This is a genomic window from Parvibaculum lavamentivorans DS-1 (assembly GCF_000017565.1).
Classification (GTDB): Bacteria; Pseudomonadota; Alphaproteobacteria; order Parvibaculales; family Parvibaculaceae; genus Parvibaculum; species Parvibaculum lavamentivorans.
In genome coordinates this window covers 2,928,163-2,953,912 of sequence record NC_009719.1, presented here as the reverse complement: position 1 = coordinate 2,953,912, position 25,750 = coordinate 2,928,163, and the positions used below count along the sequence as shown (strand labels likewise).

Annotated in this window: 29 protein-coding genes and 1 tRNA gene; all 30 read right to left on the bottom strand. The window is 60.8% G+C overall.

The features are described 5' to 3' along the window. Positions 1 to 16: 16 nt before the first annotated feature. The 30 genes from rpsH to tuf (PLAV_RS13810) all read right to left on the bottom strand — a co-directional run bounded on the left by rpsH (position 17) and on the right by tuf (PLAV_RS13810) (position 25,614). The gene (gene rpsH / locus PLAV_RS13955) at positions 17 to 415 is read right to left on the bottom strand and encodes a 30S ribosomal protein S8 (protein WP_012111672.1); all 399 of its coding nucleotides are present in this window, start codon (positions 413 to 415) and stop codon (positions 17 to 19) included. Positions 416 to 426: 11 nt separating this feature from the next. Then, positions 427 to 732 (bottom strand): 30S ribosomal protein S14, encoded by a 306-nt coding sequence (gene rpsN, locus PLAV_RS13950; protein ID WP_012111671.1) that lies wholly within the window; start codon positions 730 to 732, stop codon positions 427 to 429. 42 nt (positions 733 to 774) lie between these two features. After that, the gene (gene rplE / locus PLAV_RS13945) at positions 775 to 1,332 is read right to left on the bottom strand and encodes a 50S ribosomal protein L5 (RefSeq protein ID WP_012111670.1); all 558 of its coding nucleotides are present in this window, start codon (positions 1,330 to 1,332) and stop codon (positions 775 to 777) included. Next, on the bottom strand, positions 1,325 to 1,642 hold the full coding sequence (rplX, locus tag PLAV_RS13940; RefSeq protein WP_012111669.1) for a 50S ribosomal protein L24: 318 nt from the start codon (positions 1,640 to 1,642) through the stop codon (positions 1,325 to 1,327). Before rplX ends, rplE begins: the two co-directional genes overlap by 8 nt. Further along, positions 1,642 to 2,010, bottom strand: coding sequence for a 50S ribosomal protein L14 (gene rplN, locus PLAV_RS13935; protein WP_012111668.1), 369 nt, complete (start codon positions 2,008 to 2,010; stop codon positions 1,642 to 1,644). The genes rplX and rplN overlap by 1 nt, the downstream gene beginning before the upstream one ends. Before the next feature lie 46 nt (positions 2,011 to 2,056). Beyond that, the gene (gene rpsQ, locus PLAV_RS13930) at positions 2,057 to 2,293 is read right to left on the bottom strand and encodes a 30S ribosomal protein S17 (RefSeq protein WP_012111667.1); all 237 of its coding nucleotides are present in this window, start codon (positions 2,291 to 2,293) and stop codon (positions 2,057 to 2,059) included. A 10-nt stretch (positions 2,294 to 2,303) separates the two neighbouring features. Beyond that, complete coding sequence (gene rpmC / locus PLAV_RS13925; protein WP_012111666.1) at positions 2,304 to 2,510, bottom strand: 50S ribosomal protein L29; 207 nt, start codon at positions 2,508 to 2,510, stop codon at positions 2,304 to 2,306. A gap of 46 nt (positions 2,511 to 2,556) precedes the next feature. Beyond that, a complete protein-coding gene (gene rplP, locus PLAV_RS13920; protein ID WP_012111665.1) occupies positions 2,557 to 2,976 on the bottom strand; it encodes a 50S ribosomal protein L16 in 420 nt (139 codons plus the stop codon). A gap of 33 nt (positions 2,977 to 3,009) precedes the next feature. Then, on the bottom strand, positions 3,010 to 3,720 hold the full coding sequence (gene rpsC / locus PLAV_RS13915; RefSeq protein WP_012111664.1) for a 30S ribosomal protein S3: 711 nt from the start codon (positions 3,718 to 3,720) through the stop codon (positions 3,010 to 3,012). Then, positions 3,720 to 4,100, bottom strand: coding sequence for a 50S ribosomal protein L22 (rplV, locus tag PLAV_RS13910; protein ID WP_012111663.1), 381 nt, complete (start codon positions 4,098 to 4,100; stop codon positions 3,720 to 3,722). The genes rpsC and rplV overlap by 1 nt, the downstream gene beginning before the upstream one ends. 3 nt (positions 4,101 to 4,103) lie before the next feature. Further along, the gene (gene rpsS / locus PLAV_RS13905; protein WP_012111662.1) at positions 4,104 to 4,382 is read right to left on the bottom strand and encodes a 30S ribosomal protein S19; all 279 of its coding nucleotides are present in this window, start codon (positions 4,380 to 4,382) and stop codon (positions 4,104 to 4,106) included. 10 nt (positions 4,383 to 4,392) lie between these two features. Beyond that, complete coding sequence (gene rplB / locus PLAV_RS13900) at positions 4,393 to 5,229, bottom strand: 50S ribosomal protein L2 (protein ID WP_012111661.1); 837 nt, start codon at positions 5,227 to 5,229, stop codon at positions 4,393 to 4,395. 4 nt (positions 5,230 to 5,233) lie between these two features. Then, a complete protein-coding gene (locus tag PLAV_RS13895) occupies positions 5,234 to 5,524 on the bottom strand; it encodes a 50S ribosomal protein L23 (RefSeq protein ID WP_012111660.1) in 291 nt (96 codons plus the stop codon). Further along, positions 5,521 to 6,141 (bottom strand): 50S ribosomal protein L4, encoded by a 621-nt coding sequence (rplD, locus tag PLAV_RS13890; RefSeq protein ID WP_012111659.1) that lies wholly within the window; start codon positions 6,139 to 6,141, stop codon positions 5,521 to 5,523. The genes PLAV_RS13895 and rplD overlap by 4 nt, the downstream gene beginning before the upstream one ends. Then, on the bottom strand, positions 6,141 to 6,896 hold the full coding sequence (gene rplC, locus PLAV_RS13885; RefSeq protein WP_012111658.1) for a 50S ribosomal protein L3: 756 nt from the start codon (positions 6,894 to 6,896) through the stop codon (positions 6,141 to 6,143). The genes rplD and rplC overlap by 1 nt, the downstream gene beginning before the upstream one ends. Positions 6,897 to 6,935: 39 nt before the next feature. Then, on the bottom strand, positions 6,936 to 7,244 hold the full coding sequence (gene rpsJ, locus PLAV_RS13880) for a 30S ribosomal protein S10 (RefSeq protein WP_012111657.1): 309 nt from the start codon (positions 7,242 to 7,244) through the stop codon (positions 6,936 to 6,938). Between the two features lie 83 nt (positions 7,245 to 7,327). After that, positions 7,328 to 8,518, bottom strand: coding sequence for an elongation factor Tu (tuf, locus tag PLAV_RS13875; protein WP_012111645.1), 1,191 nt, complete (start codon positions 8,516 to 8,518; stop codon positions 7,328 to 7,330). A gap of 41 nt (positions 8,519 to 8,559) precedes the next feature. Next, positions 8,560 to 10,635, bottom strand: coding sequence for an elongation factor G (gene fusA / locus PLAV_RS13870; protein WP_012111656.1), 2,076 nt, complete (start codon positions 10,633 to 10,635; stop codon positions 8,560 to 8,562). Positions 10,636 to 10,665: 30 nt separating this feature from the next. Beyond that, complete coding sequence (gene rpsG / locus PLAV_RS13865) at positions 10,666 to 11,136, bottom strand: 30S ribosomal protein S7 (RefSeq protein ID WP_012111655.1); 471 nt, start codon at positions 11,134 to 11,136, stop codon at positions 10,666 to 10,668. 11 nt (positions 11,137 to 11,147) lie between these two features. After that, positions 11,148 to 11,519 carry a 30S ribosomal protein S12 gene (rpsL, locus tag PLAV_RS13860; protein WP_012111654.1) on the bottom strand — a complete coding sequence of 124 codons (372 nt, stop codon included), beginning with the start codon at positions 11,517 to 11,519 and terminating at the stop codon, positions 11,148 to 11,150. 741 nt (positions 11,520 to 12,260) lie between these two features. Beyond that, complete coding sequence (rpoC, locus tag PLAV_RS13855) at positions 12,261 to 16,454, bottom strand: DNA-directed RNA polymerase subunit beta' (RefSeq protein ID WP_012111653.1); 4,194 nt, start codon at positions 16,452 to 16,454, stop codon at positions 12,261 to 12,263. 169 nt (positions 16,455 to 16,623) lie between these two features. Beyond that, positions 16,624 to 20,712 carry a DNA-directed RNA polymerase subunit beta gene (rpoB, locus tag PLAV_RS13850; RefSeq protein ID WP_012111652.1) on the bottom strand — a complete coding sequence of 1,363 codons (4,089 nt, stop codon included), beginning with the start codon at positions 20,710 to 20,712 and terminating at the stop codon, positions 16,624 to 16,626. A gap of 179 nt (positions 20,713 to 20,891) precedes the next feature. Further along, the gene (rplL, locus tag PLAV_RS13845) at positions 20,892 to 21,263 is read right to left on the bottom strand and encodes a 50S ribosomal protein L7/L12 (RefSeq protein WP_012111651.1); all 372 of its coding nucleotides are present in this window, start codon (positions 21,261 to 21,263) and stop codon (positions 20,892 to 20,894) included. A 48-nt stretch (positions 21,264 to 21,311) separates the two neighbouring features. Beyond that, a complete protein-coding gene (gene rplJ / locus PLAV_RS13840) occupies positions 21,312 to 21,830 on the bottom strand; it encodes a 50S ribosomal protein L10 (RefSeq protein WP_012111650.1) in 519 nt (172 codons plus the stop codon). 377 nt (positions 21,831 to 22,207) lie between these two features. Beyond that, complete coding sequence (gene rplA / locus PLAV_RS13835) at positions 22,208 to 22,909, bottom strand: 50S ribosomal protein L1 (protein ID WP_012111649.1); 702 nt, start codon at positions 22,907 to 22,909, stop codon at positions 22,208 to 22,210. Positions 22,910 to 22,914: 5 nt separating this feature from the next. Then, complete coding sequence (gene rplK / locus PLAV_RS13830) at positions 22,915 to 23,343, bottom strand: 50S ribosomal protein L11 (protein WP_012111648.1); 429 nt, start codon at positions 23,341 to 23,343, stop codon at positions 22,915 to 22,917. Between the two features lie 103 nt (positions 23,344 to 23,446). After that, positions 23,447 to 23,977, bottom strand: a complete 531-nt coding sequence (nusG, locus tag PLAV_RS13825) for a transcription termination/antitermination protein NusG (RefSeq protein ID WP_012111647.1) — start codon at positions 23,975 to 23,977, stop codon at positions 23,447 to 23,449. A gap of 34 nt (positions 23,978 to 24,011) precedes the next feature. Beyond that, on the bottom strand, positions 24,012 to 24,212 hold the full coding sequence (secE, locus tag PLAV_RS13820) for a preprotein translocase subunit SecE (protein WP_012111646.1): 201 nt from the start codon (positions 24,210 to 24,212) through the stop codon (positions 24,012 to 24,014). Between the two features lie 109 nt (positions 24,213 to 24,321). Beyond that, positions 24,322 to 24,397, bottom strand: a tRNA-Trp gene (locus PLAV_RS13815). A gap of 26 nt (positions 24,398 to 24,423) precedes the next feature. Further along, positions 24,424 to 25,614, bottom strand: a complete 1,191-nt coding sequence (gene tuf / locus PLAV_RS13810; protein WP_012111645.1) for an elongation factor Tu — start codon at positions 25,612 to 25,614, stop codon at positions 24,424 to 24,426. Positions 25,615 to 25,750 lie beyond the last annotated feature (136 nt).

Below are 25,750 nucleotides of genomic sequence, written 5' to 3'. Positions count from 1 at the left end.
GAATGCAGTGCCGTCATCAGAAGACGCGGCACAGCACCTCGCCACCCACATTCTGCTCCCGCGCGGCCACGTCGGACATGATGCCCTTCGGGGTCGAGAGGATCGAAATTCCGAGGCCGTTATGCACCGTCGGCATCGTCTTGACGGACGAATACACACGGCGGCCCGGCGTCGAAACCCGCTCGATCATCTGAATGACCGGAGCGCCTTCGTTGTACTTCAGTTCGATCTCGAAGTCGCTTTTGCCGCCCGGATATTCGACGCGCGCATAACCCCGGATAAAACCTTCTTCGGCGAGAACGTCCAGCACCCAGCCGCGAAGCTTCGAGGCCGGCGTCACCACCTTGCCCTTGCCGCGAAGCTGGGCATTGCGGATGCGCGTAATCATATCGCCAAGAGGATCGGTCATCGTCATTCGCGTGTCTCCTACCAGCTCGACTTCACCATGCCGGGGATCTGCCCTCTGGACGCGAGGTCCCGAAGGGCGATACGCGACATGCGCAGCTTGCGGTAATAAGCCTTGCTGCGGCCGGTAATCTCGCAGCGATTATGAATACGGGTCTTCGAGGAATTGCGCGGCAACTCGGCGAGCTTCAGCTGCGCCTGGAACCTGTCTTCCATCGAAAGCGCCTCGTCCATCGTGGCGGCCTTCAGCTTCGCCCGCTTGGCGGCGTATTTCGCCGTCAGCTTGCGCCGCTTCAGATCCCTATTAATGGCGCTCTTCTTAGCCATTCAAACCTCCGTCGGGTCCGCCACTAGCGGACCGCTGAAAAATCACTTCGTGAAGGGGAAGTTGAACTTCCGAAGCAGCTCGCGCGCTTCGTCGTCCGTCTTCGCCGTCGTGCAGACGATGATGTCCATGCCCCAGATCTGATCGACCTTGTCGTAGTCGATCTCCGGGAACACGATGTGCTCCTTGAGGCCCATGGCATAGTTGCCACGACCGTCGAAGCTCTTCGCATTCAGGCCGCGAAAGTCTCGCACGCGCGGCAGCGCGACCGTGACCAGGCGGTCCAGGAACTCATACATCCGATCCTTGCGCAGCGTGACCTTCACGCCGATCGGCATGCCTTCACGCAGCTTGAACGTCGCGATGGACGTCTTCGCCTTGGTGATGACCGGCTTCTGGCCGGCAATCGCCTGCAAATCCTCGAACGCGCTCTTGATCTTCTTGGAGTCGCCGACGGCCTCGCCGACGCCCATGTTGAGCACGATCTTGTCGAGCCGCGGAACCTCAAGCAGGTTCTTGTAGCTGAACTTTTCTGTCAGTTCCGGACGAAACTTCTCCAGATACTGAACCTTCAGCCGCGGAATATATTGAGCTTCAGCCATCGATCGTCTCTCCCGACGCCTTGGCGAAACGGACCTTGCGGCCGTCGTCCAGCGTCTTGAATCCAACTCGCGTGGGAGCGCCCGTCTTCGGATCCTGGATCGCGATATTGGACAGATGCACCTTCGCTTCGCGCGTCACGATACCGCCCGTCGCCGTCTGCGAGGGCTTTTCATGGCGCTTCACCATGTTGACGCCCTGCACGAGCGCCTTGTTTTCCTTCGGGAAGACAGCGACGACGTCGCCCTTCTTGCCCTTATCCTTGCCGGTCAGGATGACGACCTTGTCACCCTTTTTGATTTTCGCAGCCATCAGAGCACCTCCGGCGCGAGCGAAACGATCTTCATGTGGTTCTTCGCACGCAGTTCGCGGGTAACCGGGCCGAAGATACGCGTACCGATCGGCTCGCCCTGGTTGTTGATCAGGACCGCGGCATTACGGTCGAAGCGGATGACGCTGCCATCGGCGCGGCGAATATCCTTCGCCGTGCGCACGACGACCGCCTTCATGACGTCGCCCTTCTTCACCTTGCCGCGCGGAATCGCTTCCTTGATGCTGACGACAATGATGTCGCCGACGGAAGCGTACTTCCGCTTGGAGCCACCGAGCACCTTGATGCACATCACACGACGTGCGCCAGAGTTGTCGGCAACCTCCAGGTTGGTCTCTTGCTGGATCATGACTTCATCCGCCTTGCTCGAACCGGTTCCTGCAATCCAGAAAGGATCAGGCCTCGTCCGTAAAAACTTCCCACTTTTTCAGCTTCGAAACCGGTTTGCATTCGCGGATCTTCACGATATCGCCAACCTTCGCCGATTTGTTCTCGTCGTGCGCGTGGTACTTCTTCGAACGACGCACGATCTTCTTCAGGAGCGGGTCCTGGAAGCGGCGCTCGACGTTCACCACGATCGTCTTTTCGTTTTTGTCGCTGACCACGACACCTTGAAGGATTCTCTTCGGCATTTTCGTGTCCTCAGCTCTTGCTTGCCGTTTCGGCGCTGCGCTGCCGCTGGATCGTCTTGATCCGCGCGATATCGCGACGCACCTGGCGCATCTGGTGAACCTTCTCGAGTTGACCGCTGGCACCCTGGAAACGCAGGTTGAATTGCGTCTTCTTCAGCTTCAGGAGTTCATCCTGCAACTGGTCCGGCGTCATATCTCGTACATCGCTGGCCTTCATGGCCTTACCCTTTCATTCGCTCCGCCCTGGGGCGGGGTCTTGTTCCTCAGGCCTGCTCGCCGGGACGCGCTACGAACCGCGTCTTGATCGGCAGCTTCGCCGCACCGAGACGCATGGCCTCTTCGGCGACCGCGAGAGGGACGCCATCGATCTCGAACATGATGCGGCCCGGCTTCACGCGAGCGGCCCAGTATTCCGGCGCTCCCTTGCCCTTACCCATTCGAACTTCGGTCGGCTTCGAGGAAACCGGCACGTCCGGGAAAATCCGGATCCACACGCGGCCCGCACGCTTCATGTGACGGGTGATCGCGCGGCGCGCCGCCTCGATCTGCCGGGCCGTAATACGAGCCGGCTCCTGCGCCTTGAGGCCGAACGCCCCAAAGTCGAGATGCATTCCGCCCTTGGCCTTGCCATGGATACGGCCCTTGTGAGCCTTGCGGAACTTAGTGCGCTTCGGTTGCAACATGGTCGAAACTCTCTTCGCTCAATTCTTGCCGTATCAGCCGCGATCGTCGCGGCGCGAACGGCCACCGCCGGAGTCGCCGCCTTCCAGCGCACGACGTTCGGACGCCATCGGATCGTGCTCGAGGATCTCGCCCTTGTAGATCCAGACTTTCACACCGCAGGTGCCATAAGCTGTCTTCGCCGTCGCGACGCCATAGTCAATGTCGGCGCGAAGCGTGTGCAGCGGCACGCGGCCTTCACGATACCACTCCGTCCGCGCGATTTCGGCACCGCCGAGACGGCCCGCGCAGTTGATGCGGATGCCGCCGGCGCCGAGACGCATGGCGGACTGCACTGCCCGCTTCATCGCACGGCGGAACGCCACACGGCGCTCGAGCTGCTGGGCGATATTCTCCGCGACAAGCGTCGCATCGATCTCGGGCTTGCGCACTTCAACGATGTTGAGATGCACTTCCGACGCCGTGATCTTGCCAATTTCGCGGCGCAGCTTTTCGATGTCCGCGCCCTTCTTGCCGATCACCACGCCCGGACGGGCCGTATGGATCGCCACACGGCACTTCTTGTGCGGACGCTCGATCACGATCTTCGAGATACCAGCCTGCTTCAGCTGCTTCTCAAGGACTTCGCGGATCTTGATGTCTTCGTGCAGCAGCTTGCCGTACTCGTGACGGCCGGCGAACCAGCGCGAATCCCAGGTCCGGTTGATGCCCAGGCGCAGTCCGATTGGATTGACCTTGTGACCCATCAGGCTTGCTCCTCGACTTGGCGCACGACAATCGTGATCTGGCTGAACGGCTTCTCGATCCGGCCGACGCGGCCGCGAGCGCGCGCATGCCAGCGCTTCATTACCAGGTTCTTGCCCACATAAGCTTCCGCGACGATGAGATCGTCCACGTCGAGATCGTGGTTGTTCTCCGCATTCGCGATGGCGCTCTGCAGGATCTTCTTCACGTCGTCCGAAATCCGCTTGCGCGAGAAGGTCAGATCGGCGAGCGCCGTTTCGACCTTCTTGCCGCGAATGAGCTGCGCGACGAGATTGAGCTTTTGCGGGCTCACCCGAAGCATCCGGCCTACGGCCTGCGCTTCATTCTCGGGCAGGCGACGCTTGTTTACGGCTTTGCCCATGACTTAGCCCTTCTTCGCTTTCTTGTCGGACGTGTGACCGAAGTAGGTCCGCGTCGGCGAAAACTCGCCGAACTTGTGGCCCACCATGTCCTCGGTCACGAGCACCGGAACGTGCTTCTTGCCGTTATGGACACCGAAGGTGAGACCGACAAACTGCGGCAGGATCGTGGAGCGGCGGCTCCACATCTTGATGACTTCCTTGCGGCCCGAAGAACGCGTGGTTTCCGCCTTCTTGAGAAGGTAGCCATCCACGAAGGGACCCTTTTTGAGAGAACGTGACATATCGAGCTCCCTAACCCTTCTTCTTCTGGTGACGGCTGCGGACGATATACTTGTCCGTCGCCTTGTTGGCGCGTGTCTTCTTGCCCTTGGTCGGCTTGCCCCAAGGCGTGACCGGATGACGGCCACCCGAGGTGCGGCCTTCACCACCGCCATGCGGATGGTCGACCGGGTTCATGACGACGCCGCGAACATGCGGACGCTTGCCAAGCCAGCGATTGCGGCCCGCCTTCGCAATGGTGATGTTCGAGTGGTCCGGATTGGAGACGGCGCCAATCGATGCCATGCAGGTCGCCGGAACCATGCGCTGTTCGCCCGACGAAAGACGGAGCAGCGCGTAACCCTGGTCGCGGCCGACGAGCTGCACATAAGTGCCGGCCGAACGCGCGATCTGACCGCCCTTGCCCGGCTTCATCTCCACATTGTGGACGATGGTGCCGACCGGAATGTTCGCCAGCGGCATCGCATTGCCCGGCTTCACGTCCACGCGGCTACCCGAGATCACCACATCGCCCGGCTGCAGACGCTGCGGCGCCAGAATGTAGGCGAGCTCACCGTCTTCATACTTCACGAGCGCGATGAACGCGGTACGGTTCGGATCGTATTCGAGCCGCTCGACCGTCGCCGGCACGTCATACCTGCGGCGCTTGAAATCGACCGTGCGATAGCTGCGCTTGTGCCCGCCGCCCCGGAACCGCACCGTGATGCGGCCGTGGTTGTTGCGGCCGCCGGACTTGGTCAGTCCTTCGGTGAGGTCCTTGACCGGCTTGCCCTTGTAGAGGGCCGAGCGGTCGACCAGCACGAGACCGCGCTGCGCGGGGCTTGTCGGTTTATATTTTTTCAATGCCATGATCTTAGAGCCCGGTCGTCACATCGATCGAATGACCTTCTTCGAGGGTCACGATCGCTTTCTTGAAATCGCTCTGCCGTCCCGCGATACCGCGAAACCGCTTGGTCTTGCCCTTCCGGATCAGCGTATTGACCGCTTTCACCTTCACGTCGAAAAGCTTCTCGACCGCTTCCTTGATCTTCGGCTTCGTCGCATTCGGAGCCACCTTGAAGATGACCTGGTTTGCTTCCGAAGCCATGGTCGCTTTCTCGGTAATGACCGGCGACACGATGATGTCGTAATAATGCTCGTTCATTTGAAGCGAGCCTCCAGGCTCTCAACCGCGGCCTTGGTCAGCACAAGCTTCTCGCGCCGCAGAATGTCGTACACGTTGATACCCTGAACCGGCAGCACATCAACATTCGGAAGATTGCGAGCAGCGAGAGCGAAATTCGCATCCAGCTCCGCGCCGTCAATGATCAGCACCGACTTGAGGCCGAGCTTCTCGAACGCATCCTTTGCCGCTTTCGTCCTCGGTTCGGCAAGCTTCGCCTCATCGAGAATGACGAGGTTGTCGCTCTTCGCCTTCGCCGACAGCGCAAGCTTCAGAGCGAGCGCGCGCACCTTCTTCGGCATGTCGAAGGCATGGCTGCGAACCACCGGTCCGAATGCCTTGCCGCCACCGCGGAACTGCGGCGCCTTGCGATCGCCGTGACGGGCGCCGCCGGAGCCCTTCTGCTTCACGAACTTCTTGCCCGTGAGCGCGATCTCGGAGCGGCCCTTCGTCTTGTGCGTGCCGGCCTGACGCTTCGCCAGCTGCCACGCGACCATGCGATGCAGAATGTCGCCGCGCGGTTCGAGCGCGAACACACCGTCCGTGAGGTCGACGGAACCGGCCTTCTTGGCCTCAAGTGTCGTTACGTCGATCTTCATCACGCACCTTCCTGCCCGGCTTCCTCAGCCGGTGTCTCTGCGGGAGCTTCCGCGGCCGGAGCGGCGGCAGCTTCCTCGCCGTTGCGGCGGAACGCGCCCGGAACGGGAACACCTTCCGGCAACTTGGTCTTTACGGCATCGCGAACGAGCACCCAGCCGCCCTTCGAACCCGGCACCGCGCCCTTCACCATGATCAGGCCCTTGTCGGCGTCCGTACGGACGACCTCGAGGTTCTGAGTGGTGACGCGCGTCGCGCCCATGTGGCCGGCCATCTTCTTGCCCTTGAAGACCTTGCCCGGATCCTGGTTCTGACCGGTCGAGCCGTGGCTACGATGGCTGACGGACACGCCGTGCGTGGCGCGAAGACCGCCGAAATTGTGGCGCTTCATGACGCCCGCGAAGCCCTTACCGATCGACGTACCGCTGACATCGACGTACTGGCCGGCGATGAAATGATCGGCGGTGATCTCCACACCCACATCGAGCAGGTTGTCGGGGCTCACCCGGAACTCGACCAGCTCAAGCTTGGGCTCGACCGAGGCGCGCGCGAACTGGCCACGCTGGGCATTCGCAACATTCTTCGCCTTGGCACGGCCTGTGCCGAGCTGAACCGCCGTATAGCCGTTCTTTTCATCCGTACGCTGGCTGACAACCTGGCAGTTGTCGAGCTTCAGCACCGTGACCGGGACATGACGACCGTCTTCCATGAAGAGACGGGTCATACCGACCTTTTTGACAATCACACCGGAACGCATGGGTCCCATTCCTCGTTTTGATCGACGACCAGGCTCGACTTAGAGCTTGATCTCGACATCCACACCGGCCGCAAGATCGAGCTTCATCAGCGCATCGACCGTCTGGGGTGTGGGGTCTACGATGTCGAGCACACGCTTGTGTGTCCGAATTTCAAATTGCTCGCGGCTCTTCTTGTCGATGTGCGGGCCGCGAAGCACGGTAAACTTTTCGAGCCGGGTCGGGAGCGGGATCGGACCGAGCACCTGAGCGCCGGTACGTTTCGCTGTGTTGACGATCTCCCTGGTCGAAACGTCGAGCACACGGTGATCGAAGCCTTTCAACCGGATGCGGATCTTCTGCCTTTGCATTTTCGTCCTCGTGCCTCTCGGCCCTGCGCTTTCGCGACTTTAGAAGTGGGGGCGCGAGTTCTCCCGCGCCCCTGTCACCTTGCTTACTTCAACACTTTCGAGACGACGCCTGCGCCGACGGTACGACCGCCTTCACGGATGGCGAAGCGGAGCTTCTCTTCCATTGCGATGGGGGCGATCAGCGTCACGTTCATCTTCACGTTGTCGCCCGGCATCACCATTTCGGTGCCCTCGGGCAGCGTCACCACGCCCGTCACGTCCGTCGTGCGGAAGTAGAACTGCGGGCGGTAGTTCGTGAAGAACGGCGTATGACGGCCACCCTCTTCCTTCGTCAGGATATAGGCTTCCGCCTCGAACTCCGTATGCGGCGTGATCGAGCCGGGCGCGCACAGAACCTGGCCGCGCTCGACGTCTTCACGCTTCGTGCCGCGCAGGAGAACGCCCACATTGTCGCCAGCCTCGCCCTGGTCGAGCAGCTTGCGGAACATCTCGACGCCCGTGCAGGTCGTCTTCACCGTCGGCTTGATGCCAACGATCTCGATTTCCTCGCCGACCTTCACGACACCGCGCTCGATACGGCCCGTCACAACCGTGCCGCGGCCCGAGATCGAGAACACGTCTTCGATCGGCATCAGGAACGGCAGGTTCTTCGGACGCTCCGGCTGCGGGATGTAGGCGTCGACCGCCTTCATCAGCTCGAGGATCGCGTCGTGACCGATTTCCTTGTTCGAGTCTTCAAGCGCGGCAAGCGCCGAGCCCTTCACGATCGGAATATCGTCGCCCGGGAAGTCGTAAGACGAAAGAAGCTCGCGGATTTCCATCTCGACAAGCTCGAGCAGCTCCGGATCGTCGACCTGGTCGACCTTGTTCATGAACACCACAAGCGCCGGCACGCCGACCTGGCGGGCGAGCAGGATGTGCTCGCGCGTCTGCGGCATCGGGCCGTCCGCCGCCGACACGACGAGGATCGCCCCGTCCATCTGCGCCGCGCCCGTGATCATGTTCTTCACATAGTCGGCATGGCCCGGGCAGTCGACATGCGCGTAGTGACGCGCTTCCGTCTGATACTCCACATGCGCCGTCGAGATCGTGATCCCGCGCGCCTTCTCTTCAGGCGCCTTGTCGATCTGGTCATAGGCCGAATACGTCGCCCCGCCCGTCTCCGCAAGCACCTTCGTGATCGCCGCCGTAAGCGACGTCTTGCCATGGTCTACGTGACCAATCGTCCCGATGTTGCAGTGCGGCTTGTTCCGCTCAAACTTCTCTTTGGCCATATCGGCGCTCCATCCTTCAGGAACTGACTTCGATCAACTAATCAGGCGAGCTTCGCCCGGACTTCATCGGACACCGCTTGCGGCACCTGTTCGTAATGGTCGAACTGCATCGTGTACTGGGCACGGCCCTGGCTCATCGAACGCAGCGTATTCACGTAACCGAACATATTGGCGAGCGGCACATTGGCATGGATCACCTGCGCAATACCGCGCTGCTCAGTGCCGCTGATCTGACCGCGGCGGCTGTTCAAGTCGCCAATCACGTCGCCCATATATTCTTCCGGCGTCACAACCTCGACCTTCATGATCGGCTCAAGGAGCTTCACGCCCGCCTGCTGTGCGCCTTCACGGAAGGCGGCACGGGAGGCAATTTCGAAGGCCATCACGCTCGAGTCGACGTCGTGGTAGGCGCCGTCCATCAAGGTGGCCTTGAAGTCGATCATCGGGAAGCCCGCGAGAGGACCCGAGTCCTTCACGCTCTCGACACCCTTCTGAACGCCGGGAATGTATTCCTTGGGAACCGAACCGCCGACGATCTTGCTTTCGAACTGGAAGCCCGAACCAGGCTCGCCGGGCTCAAACACGATCTTGACGCGGGCAAACTGGCCCGAACCGCCGGTCTGCTTCTTGTGCGTGTAGTCGATTTCGGCACGCTTGGTGAGCGTCTCGCGGTAAGCCACCTGCGGCGCACCCACATTCGCATCGACCTTGAACTCGCGGCGCATACGGTCGACGAGAATGTCGAGGTGAAGCTCACCCATGCCCTTGATGACCGTCTGGCCGGATTCCTGATCGACCGATACGCGGAAAGACGGATCTTCCTGCGCAAGGCGATTGAGCGCGATGCCCATCTTTTCCTGGTCGGCCTTGGTTTTCGGTTCGACCGCAACCTCGATAACGGGCTCCGGAAATTCCATGCGCTCCAGAATGATCGGCTTCAGCGGATCGCAGAGCGTGTCGCCCGTCGTGGTGTTCTTCAGGCCCGCAACGGCGACGATGTCGCCCGCATAGGCTTCCTTGATGTCTTCGCGGTGGTTCGCATGCATCTGCAGCATGCGGCCGATGCGCTCGCGATTGTCTTTCGTCGAATTCAGCACGCCCGTGCCGGTTGTCATCACGCCGGAATAGATGCGGCAGAAGGTGAGCGAACCGACGAAGGGGTCATTCATGATCTTGAACGCGAGAACCGAAAGCGGCTCATCGTCGGAAGCGCCGCGCGTATCGGGCTCTTCCGTCTTCGGGTCGATACCCTGCATGCGCTCGACTTCAAGCGGCGACGGCAGGAAATCCACGACCGCATCAAGCATGGGCTGCACGCCCTTGTTCTTGAAGGCGCTGCCGCAGAGAACGGGAACGAACTTGCGCGAGATGGTGCCTTTGCGGATCAGCTTCTTGAGCGTCGCTTCATCCGGTTCGTTGCCTTCGAGATAGGCTTCCATCACGGCGTCGTCCATCTCGACCGCGAGCTCAACCATCTTCGCGTGATACTCGTCCGCCTGCTCCTTGAGCTCGGGACGAATGTCGCGATATTCGAATTCAGCGCCGAGAGACTCGTCCTTCCAGACGATCTCCTGCATCTTCAGAAGGTCGATCAGACCTTCGAACTCCGCCTCCGAACCGATCGGCAGCTGCGTCACGAGCGGCACCGCACCGAGACGCGTCACGATCATGTCAACGCAGCGATAGAAGTTCGCGCCCATGCGGTCCATCTTGTTGACGAAGCACATGCGGGGAACGCGGTACTTGTCAGCCTGGCGCCAGACGGTTTCCGACTGCGGCTCAACACCGGCAACGGAGTCGAACACGGTAACCGCGCCGTCGAGCACGCGGAGCGAACGCTCGACTTCAATCGTGAAGTCCACGTGGCCGGGCGTATCGATGATGTTGATGCGCTTGTCTTTCCAGAAGCACGTCGTCGCGGCGGACGTGATCGTGATGCCGCGCTCCTGCTCCTGCTCCATCCAGTCCATGGTGGCAGCGCCGTCATGCACTTCGCCGATCTTATGGCTCACGCCCGTATAGAACAGGATGCGCTCGGTCGTCGTCGTCTTACCGGCATCGATGTGAGCCATGATGCCGATATTGCGGTAATCTTCGAGCTTTGTTTTGCGTGCCATAACGGTCTGCCTTTGGAGGTCTTGAACGCTTTACCAGCGGTAGTGCGAGAAGGCGCGGTTGGCTTCGGCCATGCGATGCGTATCTTCACGCTTCTTGACGGCCGAACCGCGATTGTTTGCGGCGTCGAGCAGCTCGCCCGAGAGACGCGCAACCATTGTCGTCTCGTTGCGCGCGCGGGCGGCGGCAATGATCCAGCGAATGGCGAGCGCGCGGCGGCGGTCCGGACGAACTTCGACCGGCACCTGGTAGGTCGCGCCACCGACGCGGCGCGAGCGAACTTCAAGCGCCGGCATCACGTTTTCGAGGGCTTCATGGAAGGTGCGCAGCGGATCGACGCTGGCCTTCTGCTGCATCTGGTCGAACGCGCCGTAAATGATGGTTTCGGCGGCGGACTTCTTGCCGTGATACATCAGGCTGTTCATGAACTTCGCGAGGATCACGTCGCCATATTTGGCGTCCGGGATAACGTCTCGTTTTTCTGCGCGGTGGCGTCTGGACATATCTCTGACCCTTACTTCGGACGCTTCGCGCCGTACTTCGAACGACGCTGGCGGCGGTCTTTCACGCCCTGCGTATCGAGCACACCGCGGATGATGTGGTAGCGGACACCGGGAAGATCCTTCACGCGGCCGCCGCGGATGAGCACCACGGAGTGCTCCTGCAGGTTGTGGCCTTCGCCGGGAATATAGCTCGTCACTTCGAACTGGTTGGTCAGGCGCACACGGGCGACCTTACGCAGAGCGGAGTTCGGCTTCTTCGGCGTCGTCGTATAGACACGCGTGCAGACGCCGCGCTTCTGCGGGCAGGCCTGCATGGCCGGTACTTTATTTCGCTTCACAAGCGGCTTGCGCGGCTTGCGGATCAGTTGGTTGACGGTGGGCATTCGCCTGCTCGATCCTGTCTGTCCAAACAAAAAATAGCCGCGCCGCCCCGGACATCGTCCGGAATTGGGCTGCGCGCGCTCATGGACACGAAACCCGTTTAGGGCCTTGCGTCCAAATGCAGAGGATTCCGGCCTTGCGCCCGGAATCTTGCGCCATTCCTCGTATTCTGCTTACCGGCCCCAGTGTCTAGATCCGGCCAAAAACCAAATCCCCTCAGGGATTTAACGGTCATCGGCCCGGGTGCCTCTACTACCTGGAGCGAAAGTGGGCGGAAACTACTCTGGGGGTCCCTACCCGTCAACCCCAATCCTTGAAAATTGCCCGCAAAACCCCGCTTCGGAACGATTGATGAGCCGTTTCGCCTCCGAACCGGCCTGGAAGCAGCCATATCCGGACCTCGGCGCAAAAAATGCCCCCTCCCGCGTCCCATTCCGGACTTTCATCGAGGAGAAAATCGCCACCGGTTAACAGTTGATTCTCTGAGTGATTCCCCCGGCCTGCGACATATTTAATGAAAGCCGGGCCGCAATCGGCAAACCGGGCCTGTGTGTTCTCGTAGCCTTACATGGACCAGCACCAGCCTGCCCGCGCCGGCAATCGGCGCCACAGCGGGCGACCTGATCTTCGCCGCCCTGTTCATTCTGTTTCTCATCCGTACCGGCAAGCGCTGGGGGGGGCATAAACGAAACAGGCCGCCCCTGAGGGCGGCCTGTTCCTAACGTTGATATTAAAGAGAAGCGTCAAGCTGCGCCTTCGGCCGGCTCCTTGATCTCCGTCGACGCGGTCGGAGTGGCTCCGCCCTGGTCCTCGAGGATCTTGTCGTCGCGGTTCTGCGCTTCGCCGCGCAGACGCTGAAGCATGCCGCCAGTGCCAGCCGGAATAAGCCGGCCCACGATGACGTTTTCTTTCAGACCGACAAGCTGGTCGACCTTGCCGGAAACCGCCGCCTCGGTGAGGACGCGTGTGGTTTCCTGGAACGACGCCGCCGAGATGAAGGATCGCGTCTGGAGGCTCGCCTTGGTGATGCCGAGCAGAACCGGAACGGCTGTCGCCGGTGTTTTGCCCTGCGCCTCGAGCTTGGCGTTCATTTCGTCGAATTCCGCACGGTCGAGCTGTTCGCCCGGCAGCGTGATCGACTCGCCCGGGCTCGTCACTTCGACCTTCTGCAGCATATTGCGGACGATCACTTCGATATGCTTGTCGTTGATCGCCACGCCCTGCAGACGGTAGACGTCCTGCACTTCATTCACGAGATAGGCAGCCAGTTCCTCCACACCCGAAATCGCCAGGATGTCGTGCGGCGCGGGGTGACCGTCGAGAATGAACTCGCCCTTCTCGATAACATCGCCTTCCTGCACCGAGATGTGCTTGCCCTTCGGGATCAGGTATTCGATCGGCTCGAGGCTCTCGTCCACAGGATGCACGATGATGCGGCGTTTGTTCTTGTAGTCCTTGCCGAACTCCACACGACCCGTTGCTTCGGCAATGATCGCATGGTCCTTCGGACGGCGCGCCTCGAAAAGCTCCGCCACGCGCGGCAGGCCGCCCGTGATGTCGCGCGTCTTGGCGCCTTCCGTGGGGATACGTGCAAGCACGTCGCCGGCATGGACCGCCGCGCCATTGTCGACCGAGAGAATGGCGTCGACCGAAAGCAGGTAACGGGCATCATTGCCGTTCGCAAGCTTCAGTATCTTGCCGTTCTTGTCCTTCACCACAACGGCCGGCCGGAGATCGCTGCCGCGCGGAGAGGCGCGCCAGTCGACGACCACGCGGCTCGAGATGCCGGTTGCTTCGTCCGCGACTTCGCGGATCGAAACGCCGTCCACCAGATCCTCGAACTCCGCGATGCCGTTCACTTCGGTCAGCATCGGCATGGTGTAGGGATCCCATTCCGAAATCCGCTGGCCACGCTCGATCTTGTCGCCATCGTCGAACTTCAGACGCGAACCGTAGGTCAGCTTGTGCGAAGCCCGCTCACCGCCATGCTCGTCGATGATCTGCACCTGCACGTTGCGGCCCATGACGACGAGCACGCCATTCGAATCCTTCACCACATTGCGGTTCACGATCTTGATCGTGCCGGCGTGGTTGGATTCGATGAACGAGCTGTCGACCACCTGGGCTGTGCCGCCGATATGGAAGGTACGCATGGTAAGCTGCGTGCCCGGCTCGCCGATCGACTGCGCGGCAATGACACCCACCGCTTCACCCATGTTCACCGGCGTACCACGCGCAAGATCGCGGCCGTAACACGCGCCGCAAACACCGTTTGCAGCTTCGCAGGTGAGCACAGAGCGGATCTTGATGCCCTGTACGTTCGCTTCCTCAATGGTGTCCACATCCGCTTCGTCGATCAGATGGTTCTTCGGAATGAGGACTTCGCCCGTAGCCGGATTCATCACGTCTTCGGCGGTAGTACGGCCGAGAACGCGCGTCCCGAGCGAAACGATCACGTCGCCCGCTTCGATCACGGGCTGGACCGTGATGCCGCCGATAGTACCGCAGTCTTCCTCGGTGATGATCGAATCCTGCGCAACGTCCACCAGACGACGCGTTAGATAGCCCGAGTTCGCCGTCTTCAACGCCGTGTCCGCAAGGCCCTTACGCGCGCCATGGGTCGAGTTGAAGTATTCGAGAACGGTAAGGCCTTCCTTGAAGTTCGAGATGATCGGCGTCTCGATGATTTCGCCGGACGGCTTGGCCATCAGGCCGCGCATGCCCGCGAGCTGCTTCATCTGGGCGGGCGAACCACGCGCACCCGAGTGAGCCATCATGTAGATCGAATTGATCTGCTTCTCGCGCTTCGTCTCCGGATCGATCTGCACAGCAGAAATCTTCTGCATCATCACGTCGGCGACGCGATCCGTGCACTTCGCCCACGCGTCGACGACCTTGTTGTACTTCTCGCCCTGGGTAATGAGGCCGTCGATGTACTGCTGCTCATACTCGGTCGCGAGCGTCTGAGTCTCCTCAACGAGCTTCGCCTTCTCTTCCGGGATGACCATGTCGTCCTTGCCGAAAGAGATACCGGCACGGAACGCCTGGCGGAAGCCGAGCGCCATGATCTGGTCGCAGAAGATGACCGTCTCTTTCTGACCGCAATGGCGATACACCACGTCGATCATCTTGGAGATGTCACGCTTCGTGAGCAGCCGGTTGACGAGATCGAACGGCACATTCGGGTGCCTCGGCAGAAGCTCGCCCACCATCATGCGGCCCGGTGTCGTGTCCACGACCTCGGTGTAGGAGTTGCCGTCGGCATCCTTCGTCGTGTAGCGGGCTTTCACCTTCGCGTGCAGCGTCACCGCCTTGACGGCAAGCGCGTGCTCAATCTCGGAAACGCTGCCGAAGACCATGCCCTCGCCCGGTTCATTGTCCTTCTGAATGGTCACGTAATAGAGACCAAGGACGATGTCCTGCGACGGAACGATGATCGGCGACCCGTTCGCCGGATGCAGAATGTTGTTCGTCGACATCATCAGCACGCGCGCTTCCAGCTGCGCTTCGAGCGACAGCGGGACGTGCACGGCCATCTGGTCGCCGTCGAAGTCGGCATTGAAGGCCGCGCAAACCAGCGGATGAAGCTGGATCGCCTTGCCTTCGATGAGCACCGGCTCGAACGCCTGAATGCCGAGGCGGTGGAGCGTAGGCGCGCGGTTGAGCAACACCGGATGCTCGCGGATCACCTGCTCGAGGATTTCCCAAACTTCCGGACGCTCTTTCTCGACGAGCTTCTTCGCCTGCTTCACCGTCGCGCTGAGACCCTTCGCTTCAAGCCGCGAATAGATGAACGGCTTGAAAAGTTCGAGCGCCATCTTCTTCGGCAGGCCGCACTGGTGGAGCTTCAGCTCCGGACCCACCACGATGACCGAACGGCCAGAATAGTCGACGCGCTTGCCGAGCAGGTTCTGACGGAAACGGCCCTGCTTGCCCTTCAGCATGTCGGCAAGCGACTTCAGCGGACGCTTGTTCGCGCCCGTGATGACGCGGCCGCGGCGGCCGTTATCGAACAGCGCATCCACGGATTCCTGGAGCATGCGCTTTTCGTTGCGGATGATGATATCCGGCGCGCGCAGTTCCATCAGCCGCTTAAGACGGTTGTTGCGGTTGATGACACGGCGATAGAGATCATTGAGATCGGACGTCGCAAACCGGCCGCCATCGAGCGGCACGAGCGGGCGCAGCTCCGGCGGAATAACCGGGATCTGCGTCATGATCATCCATTCCGGCTTGTTGCCGGATTCGATGAACGCTTCGATAAGCTTCAGACGCTTGGCGAGCTTCTTCGGCTTCAGCTCGGAAGTCGACTCCGCGATTTCGACGCGAAGGTCGGCTGCGATCTTCTCGAGATCGAGCGCCATCATCAGTTCGCGGATTGCCTCAGCGCCGATACCGGCAGTGAAGCTGTCTTCGCCGTACTGATCCTGCGCGTCGATATATTCTTCTTCCGTCAGAAGCTGGCGTTCTTTCAAAGACGTGAGGCCAGGCTCCAGAACAATGTAGTTCTCGAAATAAAGGACCCGCTCCAGATCCTTCAGCGTCATGTCGAGCAAAAGACCGATACGAGACGGCAGCGACTTCAGGAACCAGATGTGAGCAACGGGCGCAGCGAGTTCGATATGGCCCATGCGCTCGCGCCGGACCTTCGACAGCGTCACTTCGACACCGCATTTCTCGCAGATGATGCCTTTATACTTCATGCGCTTGTACTTGCCGCACAAGCATTCGTAATCCTTGATCGGGCCAAAGATGCGCGCGCAGAACAACCCGTCGCGTTCCGGTTTGAACGTACGATAGTTGATCGTTTCCGGCTTCTTGATCTCGCCATAGGACCAAGAAAGGATCCGTTCCGGGCTCGCAATCGAAATCTTGATCTGGTCGAACGTCTGCGTCGGCGCCGTCGGATTGAAAAGGTTCATGACCTCTTGGTTCATGGACTTCTCCTGAGCTCAGCCTCAAAGCCAACGGGGATCGTGTAAGTGCGGTCCGGTGGGGCCTTCCGTCCGCTTACCCCGTATTCCAAATTTCTGCCTTCTGCATTCCCGGACTGCCGGGAGAAGGCGGCGGCGCGCTTCGTGAAGCGCGCCGCCTCGTCTTTTCTTGTCAGTTCGCTGCCGGCGTGAGCAGCTCAACGTTGAGGCCGAGCGATCGCATTTCCTTCACGAGCACATTGAAGCTCTCTGGGATACCGGCCTCGAACGTATCGTCGCCACGCACGATGGCCTCATAGACCTTTGTACGGCCAGCCACGTCGTCCGACTTCACTGTCAGCATTTCCTGCAGCGTGTAGGCGGCGCCATAGGCTTCGAGCGCCCACACTTCCATTTCACCGAAGCGCTGACCGCCGAACTGAGCCTTGCCTCCCAACGGCTGCTGGGTAACGAGCGAGTACGGTCCGATGGAACGCGCGTGGATCTTGTCGTCCACAAGATGGTGAAGCTTGAGCATATAGATGTAGCCCACCGTGACCTTGCGGTCGAAAGGTTCACCCGTGCGTCCGTCGTGAAGCGTGACCTGTCCCGAGCGATCGAGACCCGCCAGTTCCAGCATCTCGACGATTTCAGGCTCGCGCGCACCGTCGAAAACGGGCGTTGCGATCGGCACACCGTTTGTCAGGTTGCCCGCCATCTCGACAAGCTGTTCCTCATCGAGCGAAGCCACCGTCGGATCGTCGCCGTAGATCTGCTTGACGAGATCCTTCAGCTCTTTCGGTTTGTTCTCGCGGTGATAGGCATCAAGCGCGACTTCGATCTTCTTGCCGAGGCCCGCACACGCCCACCCGAGATGGGTTTCCAGAATCTGGCCGACATTCATGCGGCTCGGCACACCAAGCGGATTGAGCACAATGTCGACAGGCTGACCATCATCGAGATAGGGCATGTCTTCCATCGGAACAATACGGCTGATCACGCCCTTGTTGCCATGACGGCCGGCCATCTTGTCGCCGGTCTGCAGCTTGCGCTTCACGGCAACGAAAACCTTCACCATCTTCATGACGCCAGGCGGCAGCTCGTCGCCGCGCTGCAGCTTGTCGACCTTGTCGGCAAAGCGCGCTTCGAGACGCTCCTTGCTTTCGTCGTACTGCTTCTTCAGCGCTTCGATTTCGCTCTGAGCCTTCTCGTTCTTGAGAGCGATCTGCCACCACTGACCGTGGCTGAGATCGTCAAGATTTGCCTGCGTTACCTTGGCATCCGCTTCCATGCCCTTGGGGCCCGAAGCGATCTGCTTGCCGAGCAGGATTTCGGAGAGGCGGCCATAGACGTTGCGATCGAGAATACCGAATTCGTCGTCGCGGTCCTTCGCGAGACGTTCGATTTCCTCGCGCTCGATCGCCATCGCGCGTTCGTCCTTGTCGATACCATGACGGTTGAACACACGCACTTCGACAACCGTGCCCTGAACGCCCGGCGGCAAGCGGAGCGATGTGTCGCGCACATCGGACGCCTTTTCACCGAAGATGGCGCGCAGAAGCTTTTCTTCCGGCGTCATCGGGCTTTCGCCCTTCGGCGTAATCTTGCCGCAGAGAATATCGCCGGGGTTCACTTCCGCGCCGATATAGACGATGCCTGCTTCGTCGAGGTTCTTCAGCGCTTCTTCACCGACGTTCGGAATGTCGCGCGTGATTTCCTCCGGCCCGAGCTTCGTGTCGCGCGCCATCACTTCGAACTCTTCGATGTGGATGGACGTGAACACGTCGTCGCGAACGATACGCTCGGAGATGAGGATGGAGTCCTCGAAGTTATAGCCGTTCCAGGGCATGAAGGCGACGAGCACGTTGCGGCCGAGCGCCAGATCGCCGAGCTCGGTCGACGGACCATCCGCAATGATGTCGCCCTTCTTTACCTGATCGCCTACACGCACCAGCGGACGCTGGTTGATGCAGGTGTTCTGGTTGGAGCGCTGGAACTTCCGCAGGTTGTAGATGTCCACGCCCGACTTGGAGGAATCGACTTCCTCCGTCGCACGGATAACGATACGCGTTGCATCCACCTGGTCGACGACGCCGGTGCGGCGTGCGCCGATGGCGGCACCCGAGTCGCGCGCCACCACTTCTTCCATGCCAGTGCCGACAAGCGGCGCCTCGGAACGGATGAGCGGCACGGCCTGACGCTGCATGTTCGAGCCCATGAGAGCGCGGTTCGCGTCGTCGTTCTCGAGGAACGGGATGAGCGCCGCTGCCACGGAGACGATCTGCTTCGGCGACACGTCGACGAAGTCCACCTGGTCCGGCGGCACCATCTCGAAATCGCCATCGATACGGCAATTGACGAGCTCGCCTTCGATCTCGCCCTTCTTGCCGATCGCCACATTCGCCTGTGCGATGCGATAGCGGCTTTCTTCCATCGCCGAGAGGTAGACGATGTCGTCGGCCAGCTTGCCGCCCTTCACACGCCGGTACGGGCTTTCGATGAAGCCGTACTTGTTGACGCGCGCGAAAGTCGCCAGCGAGTTGATAAGACCGATGTTCGGACCTTCCGGCGTTTCGATCGGGCAGATGCGGCCATAATGCGTCGGATGCACGTCGCGCACCTCAAAGCCCGCACGCTCGCGCGTGAGACCGCCAGGCCCAAGCGCCGAGAGGCGGCGCTTGTGAGTGATCTCCGAAAGCGGATTCGTCTGGTCCATGAACTGCGACAGCTGCGAGGAGCCGAAGAATTCACGCACCGCGGCCGCTGCCGGCTTGGCGTTGATCAGATCGTGCGGCATGACCGTGTCGATATCGACCGACGACATGCGCTCCTTGATCGCCCGTTCCATGCGCAGCAGGCCAACGCGATACTGATTTTCCATCAGCTCGCCGACAGAGCGCACGCGGCGGTTACCAAGATTGTCGATATCGTCGATTTCGCCCTTGCCGTCGCGCAGGCCGACAAGCGTCTTGATGACAGCAAGAATGTCTTCCTTGCGAAGCACGCGCACCGTATCCGACACGTCGAGGTCGAGACGCATGTTCATCTTCACGCGGCCAACCGCCGAAAGGTCATAGCGTTCGGCATCGAAGAACAGGCTCTTGAACAGCGCTTCCGCCGTATCCGCCGTCGGCGGCTCGCCGGGGCGCATGACGCGGTAGATGTCGATCAGCGCCTGCTCCCGGTTCGTGCACTTGTCCACCGCGAGCGTATTGCGGATGAAGGCGCCCGTGTTCACATGGTCGATGTCGAGCGTGATGATGTCCGTATGGCCAGCCTCGACCAGCGCTTCCAGAAGCTCGGGCGTGATTTCGTCACCGGCCTCGGCGAAAATTTCACCGGTCTCCATGTTGACGATTTCCTGCGCGAGGTAGCGCGTATGGATGTCCTCATCCTGAACGAGGAGTTCCTTCAACCCCTCTTCCGCGAGCTTCTTCGCGAGACGCGGCGTAACCTTCCGGCCAGCTTCGACCACAACCTTGCCCGTCTTCGCGTCGATCAGATCGCGCTCCGGCTTCGCACCGCGGTAGCGGTCTGCATTGAACGGTACGCGCCAGCCCTGCTTCACCTTGGTGAAGGTAACGCTGTTGTAGAACGTGCTGAGAATTTCTTCGGAATCGAGACCCAGCGCATAAAGCAGCGTCGTCACCGGAAGCTTGCGCCGACGGTCGATACGCACGAATACGATGTCCTTCGCGTCGAACTCGAAATCGAGCCACGAACCGCGATAGGGGATCACGCGCGCAGCAAACAGCAGCTTGCCGCTCGAATGTGTCTTGCCCTTGTCGTGGTCGAAGAAGACCCCGGGGCTGCGGTGCATCTGCGAGACGATCACGCGCTCGGTGCCGTTGATGACGAAGGTACCATTCTCCGTCATGAGCGGCATGTCGCCCATGTAGACATCCTGCTCCTTGATGTCCTTGACGGATTTGGCACCCGTGTCCTCATCGACTTCGAATACGATGAGGCGAAGCGTCACTTTGAGTGGCGCGGCAAAGGTCATACCCCGCTGCTGGCATTCCTCGACGTCGTACTTCGGCGTTTCGAATTCGTAGTTCACGAATTCGAGTGTCGAAGACTCGGAGAAATCGCTGATCGGGAAAACCGACTTGAAAACCGCCTGAAGCCCCTGCTCCTCGCGGCCACCCGTCGGTTCATCAACCTGCAGGAACTGGTCGTATGAATATTTCTGAACCTCGATCAGGTTCGGCATTTCCGCGATCTGCGGAATGTGCCCGAAGACCTTACGAACCCGCTTTCGACCAGTGAAGGACTGCGTCATATGTGCTCCTCGCAACGCTCTGCATTAGAACGGCGGCCGGGCTTTCAGTCGGAGAGAGGGGCAGCCCGGTCTTAGGCCCGTATTCTCCGTGGGGGGTATCCGGCACATGGAGCGCCGGAGCGTCGGCCGGAACGAGCGGACCTGCGCCCTTTCGTTCCGGCCATACTCGTGTAGCGAACTTACTTGAGTTCGACCTTCGCGCCGGCCTTCTCGAGCTGCGCCTTGATCTTGGCAGCTTCGTCCTTGGACGCGGCTTCCTTGACGGTCTTCGGAGCGCCTTCGACCAGGTCCTTGGCTTCCTTGAGGCCAAGACCGGTGATCGCACGCACTTCCTTGATCACTTCGATCTTCTTGTCGCCGGCGGCGGCAAGAATGACGTCGAATTCGGTCTGCTCTTCGGCAGCGGCGGCAGGCGCGGCACCCGCGGCGGCAACAGCCACCGGAGCAGCGGCGGAAACGCCCCACTTCTCTTCGAGCATCTTCGACAGCTCGGCCGCCTCGAGGACGGTCAGGTTCGACAGGTCTTCAACAATTTTCGCAAGATCGGTCATTTCAAAGTCTCTCTGGTTGGATTCGGTTGGTTCGGGTCACCGCAGCGGTCAAGCCGCTTCGCTCTTGGTGGCATAGGCATTCAGGACACGCGCAAGCTGGCCGCCAGGAGCCTGCAGCACGCCCGCAATGCGGGTGGCCGGGGTCTGGATCATGCCCACGATCTTCGCGCGCAGTTCATCGAGCGACGGCAGATCGGCAAGCTGCTTCACTGCTTTGGCATCGAGAACCGTCTGGCCCATTGCGCCGCCGAGGATCACCAGCTTCTGGTTCTCCTTGGCAAACTCGATCGCAACCTTGGGGGCTGCCACCGGGTCCTGCGAATAGGCGATTGCCGTCGGCCCCGCGAAGAGATCGCCGATCTCCGTCATCGGGGTGCCGTCCAGAGCGAGCTTCGCCAGCCGGTTCTTCGTTACCTTGAACGAAGCACCAGCCTTGGCCATCCGCGAACGCAGATCAGACATCTGGTTCACGGTGAGGCCGCTGTAGTGGGCAACGACAACCACACCGGCGTTAGCAAACACGCCGTTGAGATGCGTCACGAGCTCTGACTTTTCAGCTCTGTCCACTTTGCTCTCTCCGTGTGTACGAAACCCTCGTACACTTGGGGGCGGTTCGGCCGGTTAACTTCCGTCCTTGCCGCCATTGGCATCTGCCGCTCTATCTCAGTCGCATATCGCAACTGCCGAGCGGCGCTCACTTGCCTGTCGTCCCGGGCTCCAACCGATCCCATGGCCCCGAAGGCCCGTGAAATCGTTCAAACTCCCGTCTATTGCCGGCCGCCCTCTTTTGGCGATTAAGCCTCGGCTCGAAAACCTCGGCACCCGCAGTCTCGGACAGGTGAACGGACGATGGCGTAGCCACTCCGGCTCACGCCGAAGTGGTTACACTCCCGTCCGCACTTGCCGCCCGCACCCGAAGGCACGGCCGGAAACTCTTCCAGCGCTTACGCGCTCGCCGCAACGCTCTGCGGCTCGACCTTTACGCCGGGGCCCATCGTCGAGCTGATCGCGATGCGCTTGATGTAGGTGCCCTTGGCACCCGTCGGCTTGGCCTTCTGCACCGCGTCAATCAGCGCCCGGATATTCACCAGGATCTGGTCTTCGCTGAAGCTCGCCTTGCCGACACCGGCATGAATGATGCCCGCCTTCTCGACGCGGAATTCGACGGCGCCACCCTTGGCCGCCTTCACGGCCTCTGCGACATCCGGCGTCACCGTGCCTACCTTCGGGTTCGGCATCAGGCCGCGCGGGCCGAGCACCTTACCGAGACGGCCGACCAGCGGCATCATGTCCGGCGTTGCAATGCAACGATCGAAGTCGATCTTGCCCGACTGCACGATCTCGGCGAGATCGTCGTCACCGACAATATCCGCACCTGCCGCGCGCGCCTGGTCAGCCTTGTCGCCCTTTGCGAAAACCGCAACACGGACGGTACGGCCTGAACCGCTCGGTAGCGCCACGACGCCGCGAACCATCTGGTCCGCGTGACGCGGGTCGACGCCGAGAGCGATCGCAACTTCGATGGTCTCGTCGAACTTCACGCTCGCACGGTCCTTGACCATCTTCACAGCCTCGTCGAGGCCATAAGTCTTCTTGCGGTCGATGCCCTCGCGAGCCTTCTCAATACGCTTTCCTGCTTTTGCCATGACACTCACTCCACTACCTGAAGGCCCATGGAACGGGCGGAACCGGCAATAATCTTTGTCGCCTGATCGAGATCGTTGGCGTTCAGGTCCGCCATCTTCGCTTCGGCAATCTCGCGGCACTGGGCGACGGTCACGGTGCCGGCGCTGGCGCGGCCCGGGGTCTTGGAACCCGACGTCACCTTCGCGGCCTTCTTCAGGAAGTACGAGGCAGGCGGCGTCTTCATCGCGAAAGTAAAGGAACGGTCCGAGAAGGCCGTAATCACGACCGGGATCGGCATGCCTTGTTCCATCTTCTGCGTGGCAGCATTAAATGCCTTGCAGAATTCCATGATGTTGAGACCGCGCTGACCGAGCGCGGGGCCAATCGGCGGCGACGGATTTGCCGCGCCTGCAGGCACCTGCAGTTTTATGTAACCTTCGATTTTCTTCGCCATGTCTTTCCCCTGCCGGCCACTCGCCGGCGCTTTGGGTTAGTGGTCAGCGGCACCTTGGAACGCGTTCCGCCGTGCCTCCCACAAAGCGCAAAAGCGAAAAGCCCTAGAGCTTCTCGACCTGTGCGTATTCAAGCTCGACCGGAGTCGCCCGGCCGAAAATCGACACGGCAACCTTGAGCCGTGCCTTCTCTTCGTCGACTTCCTCGACGAAACCATTGAACGATGCGAACGGACCGTCCGCCACGCGAACCTGCTCGCCGATCTCGAATGTGATCGAGGGCTTCGGCCGCTCCACGCCTTCCTGCACCTGATGCAGGATGCGGTCGACTTCCGCCTGGCTGATCGGCTGCGGCTTGTTGTCCGCGCCGAGAAAGCCCGTCACTTTCGGCGTATTCTTGACAAGGTGATAAGCCTCGTCGGTCAGATCCACCTTCACCAGCACATAGCCGGGGAAGAACTTGCGTTCCGCGTTGATCTTGCGGCCGCGGCGCACTTCGACAACCTCTTCGGTCGGCACGAGGATTTCCTCGAACTGCTCCGAGAGGCCCTGCTGCTCGGCCTGCTCACGCAGAGATTCCGCGACCTTCTTTTCGAAGTTCGAGTAGGCGTGAACGATATACCAGCGCTTAGCCATATTTGTTTCCGACGGGATCCGAAGACCCCTGACCTCAATTGCCGCCGAAGCCGAGCACGAGCGAGACGATGTAGCTCAGCGCGGTATCGGCCAGAAAGAAGAACACCATCGCGAAGGCCACCATGATGAAGACCATCACCGTCGTGATAATGGTCTCGCGGCGGGTCGGCCAAGTGACCTTTGCAGTCTCCGACCGCACCTGCTGGATAAATTCGAGTGGATTGGTTTTCGCCATTTTCTCTACCAACTGCCTCTCGGCGCCTTATCCAGTTCAGTCGCCCGCTTCGCAAAGGGCCCGGCCCCGACCTGCCCTTCCGTCGCCGCATCGAGTCCGCGGTGGACGGTGGCAGGAGTGGAGGGGCTCGAACCCCCAACCCCCGGTTTTGGAGACCGGTGCTCTACCAGTTGAGCTACACTCCTAGGTCCTGCCGCGTGAGCGGCAAACCTTACTTCAACACTTTCGAGACGACGCCTGCGCCGACGGTACGACCGCCTTCACGGATGGCGAAGCGGAGCTTCTCTTCCATTGCGATGGGGGCGATCAGCGTCACGTTCATCTTCACGTTGTCGCCCGGCATCACCATTTCGGTGCCCTCGGGCAGCGTCACCACACCCGTCACGTCCGTCGTGCGGAAGTAGAACTGCGGGCGGTAGTTCGTGAAGAACGGCGTATGACGGCCACCCTCTTCCTTCGTCAGGATATAGGCTTCCGCCTCGAACTCCGTATGCGGCGTGATCGAGCCGGGCGCGCACAGAACCTGGCCGCGCTCGACGTCCTCACGCTTCGTGCCGCGCAGGAGAACGCCCACATTGTCGCCAGCCTCGCCCTGGTCGAGCAGCTTGCGGAACATCTCGACGCCCGTGCAGGTCGTCTTCACCGTCGGCTTGATGCCAACGATCTCGATTTCCTCGCCGACCTTCACGACACCGCGCTCGATACGGCCCGTCACAACCGTGCCGCGGCCCGAGATCGAGAACACGTCTTCGATCGGCATCAGGAACGGCAGGTTCTTCGGACGCTCCGGCTGCGGGATGTAGGCGTCGACCGCCTTCATCAGCTCGAGGATCGCGTCGTGACCGATTTCCTTGTTCGAGTCTTCAAGCGCCGCAAGCGCCGAGCCCTTCACGATCGGAATATCGTCGCCCGGGAAGTCGTAAGACGAAAGAAGCTCACGGATTTCCATCTCGACAAGCTCCAGAAGCTCCGGATCGTCGACCTGGTCAACCTTGTTCATGAACACCACAAGCGCCGGCACGCCAACCTGACGGGCAAGCAGGATGTGCTCGCGCGTCTGCGGCATCGGACCGTCGGCCGCCGACACGACGAGGATCGCCCCGTCCATCTGCGCCGCGCCCGTGATCATGTTCTTCACATAGTCCGCATGGCCGGGGCAGTCGACATGCGCGTAGTGGCGCGCTTCCGTCTGATACTCCACATGCGCCGTCGAGATCGTGATCCCGCGTGCCTTCTCTTCAGGCGCCTTGTCGATCTGGTCATAGGCCGAATACGTCGCCCCGCCCGTCTCCGCAAGCACCTTCGTGATCGCCGCCGTAAGCGACGTCTTGCCATGGTCTACGTGACCAATCGTCCCGATGTTGCAGTGCGGCTTGTTCCGCTCAAACTTCTCTTTGGCCATGGGCGTTAGCTACCTTCAGTTGGATCGACTGGCATCCGATTTCGGCGGACGCGTATTCGTTCATTTATCTCGCCGGCCTCGGCCGGTTTATCGCTCGTCTGTCTCCGCCGGTTTCGCACCGGCCAAGCCGCGCATG

What these genes read in the sequence shown, in the direction of transcription:
- rpsH (WP_012111672.1), bottom strand. Translation starts at nt 415, where the DNA reads ATGACGATGACCGATCCTCTTGGCGATATGATTACGCGCATCCGCAAT.
- rpsN (WP_012111671.1), bottom strand. Translation starts at nt 732, where the DNA reads ATGGCTAAGAAGAGCGCCATTAATAGGGATCTGAAGCGGCGCAAGCTG.
- rplE (WP_012111670.1), bottom strand. Translation starts at nt 1,332, where the DNA reads ATGGCTGAAGCTCAATATATTCCGCGGCTGAAGGTTCAGTATCTGGAG.
- rplX (WP_012111669.1), bottom strand. Translation starts at nt 1,642, where the DNA reads ATGGCTGCGAAAATCAAAAAGGGTGACAAGGTCGTCATCCTGACCGGC.
- rplN (WP_012111668.1), bottom strand. Translation starts at nt 2,010, where the DNA reads ATGATCCAGCAAGAGACCAACCTGGAGGTTGCCGACAACTCTGGCGCA.
- rpsQ (WP_012111667.1), bottom strand. Translation starts at nt 2,293, where the DNA reads ATGCCGAAGAGAATCCTTCAAGGTGTCGTGGTCAGCGACAAAAACGAA.
- rpmC (WP_012111666.1), bottom strand. Translation starts at nt 2,510, where the DNA reads ATGAAGGCCAGCGATGTACGAGATATGACGCCGGACCAGTTGCAGGAT.
- rplP (WP_012111665.1), bottom strand. Translation starts at nt 2,976, where the DNA reads ATGTTGCAACCGAAGCGCACTAAGTTCCGCAAGGCTCACAAGGGCCGT.
- rpsC (WP_012111664.1), bottom strand. Translation starts at nt 3,720, where the DNA reads ATGGGTCACAAGGTCAATCCAATCGGACTGCGCCTGGGCATCAACCGG.
- rplV (WP_012111663.1), bottom strand. Translation starts at nt 4,100, where the DNA reads ATGGGCAAAGCCGTAAACAAGCGTCGCCTGCCCGAGAATGAAGCGCAG.
- rpsS (WP_012111662.1), bottom strand. Translation starts at nt 4,382, where the DNA reads ATGTCACGTTCTCTCAAAAAGGGTCCCTTCGTGGATGGCTACCTTCTC.
- rplB (WP_012111661.1), bottom strand. Translation starts at nt 5,229, where the DNA reads ATGGCATTGAAAAAATATAAACCGACAAGCCCCGCGCAGCGCGGTCTC.
- PLAV_RS13895 (WP_012111660.1), bottom strand. Translation starts at nt 5,524, where the DNA reads ATGAACGAGCATTATTACGACATCATCGTGTCGCCGGTCATTACCGAG.
- rplD (WP_012111659.1), bottom strand. Translation starts at nt 6,141, where the DNA reads ATGAAGATCGACGTAACGACACTTGAGGCCAAGAAGGCCGGTTCCGTC.
- rplC (WP_012111658.1), bottom strand. Translation starts at nt 6,896, where the DNA reads ATGCGTTCCGGTGTGATTGTCAAAAAGGTCGGTATGACCCGTCTCTTC.
- rpsJ (WP_012111657.1), bottom strand. Translation starts at nt 7,244, where the DNA reads ATGCAAAGGCAGAAGATCCGCATCCGGTTGAAAGGCTTCGATCACCGT.
- tuf (WP_012111645.1), bottom strand. Translation starts at nt 8,518, where the DNA reads ATGGCCAAAGAGAAGTTTGAGCGGAACAAGCCGCACTGCAACATCGGG.
- fusA (WP_012111656.1), bottom strand. Translation starts at nt 10,635, where the DNA reads ATGGCACGCAAAACAAAGCTCGAAGATTACCGCAATATCGGCATCATG.
- rpsG (WP_012111655.1), bottom strand. Translation starts at nt 11,136, where the DNA reads ATGTCCAGACGCCACCGCGCAGAAAAACGAGACGTTATCCCGGACGCC.
- rpsL (WP_012111654.1), bottom strand. Translation starts at nt 11,519, where the DNA reads ATGCCCACCGTCAACCAACTGATCCGCAAGCCGCGCAAGCCGCTTGTG.
- rpoC (WP_012111653.1), bottom strand. Translation starts at nt 16,454, where the DNA reads ATGAACCAAGAGGTCATGAACCTTTTCAATCCGACGGCGCCGACGCAG.
- rpoB (WP_012111652.1), bottom strand. Translation starts at nt 20,712, where the DNA reads ATGACGCAGTCCTTCACTGGTCGAAAGCGGGTTCGTAAGGTCTTCGGG.
- rplL (WP_012111651.1), bottom strand. Translation starts at nt 21,263, where the DNA reads ATGACCGATCTTGCGAAAATTGTTGAAGACCTGTCGAACCTGACCGTC.
- rplA (WP_012111649.1), bottom strand. Translation starts at nt 22,909, where the DNA reads ATGGCAAAAGCAGGAAAGCGTATTGAGAAGGCTCGCGAGGGCATCGAC.
- rplK (WP_012111648.1), bottom strand. Translation starts at nt 23,343, where the DNA reads ATGGCGAAGAAAATCGAAGGTTACATAAAACTGCAGGTGCCTGCAGGC.
- nusG (WP_012111647.1), bottom strand. Translation starts at nt 23,977, where the DNA reads ATGGCTAAGCGCTGGTATATCGTTCACGCCTACTCGAACTTCGAAAAG.
- secE (WP_012111646.1), bottom strand. Translation starts at nt 24,212, where the DNA reads ATGGCGAAAACCAATCCACTCGAATTTATCCAGCAGGTGCGGTCGGAG.
- tuf (WP_012111645.1), bottom strand. Translation starts at nt 25,614, where the DNA reads ATGGCCAAAGAGAAGTTTGAGCGGAACAAGCCGCACTGCAACATCGGG.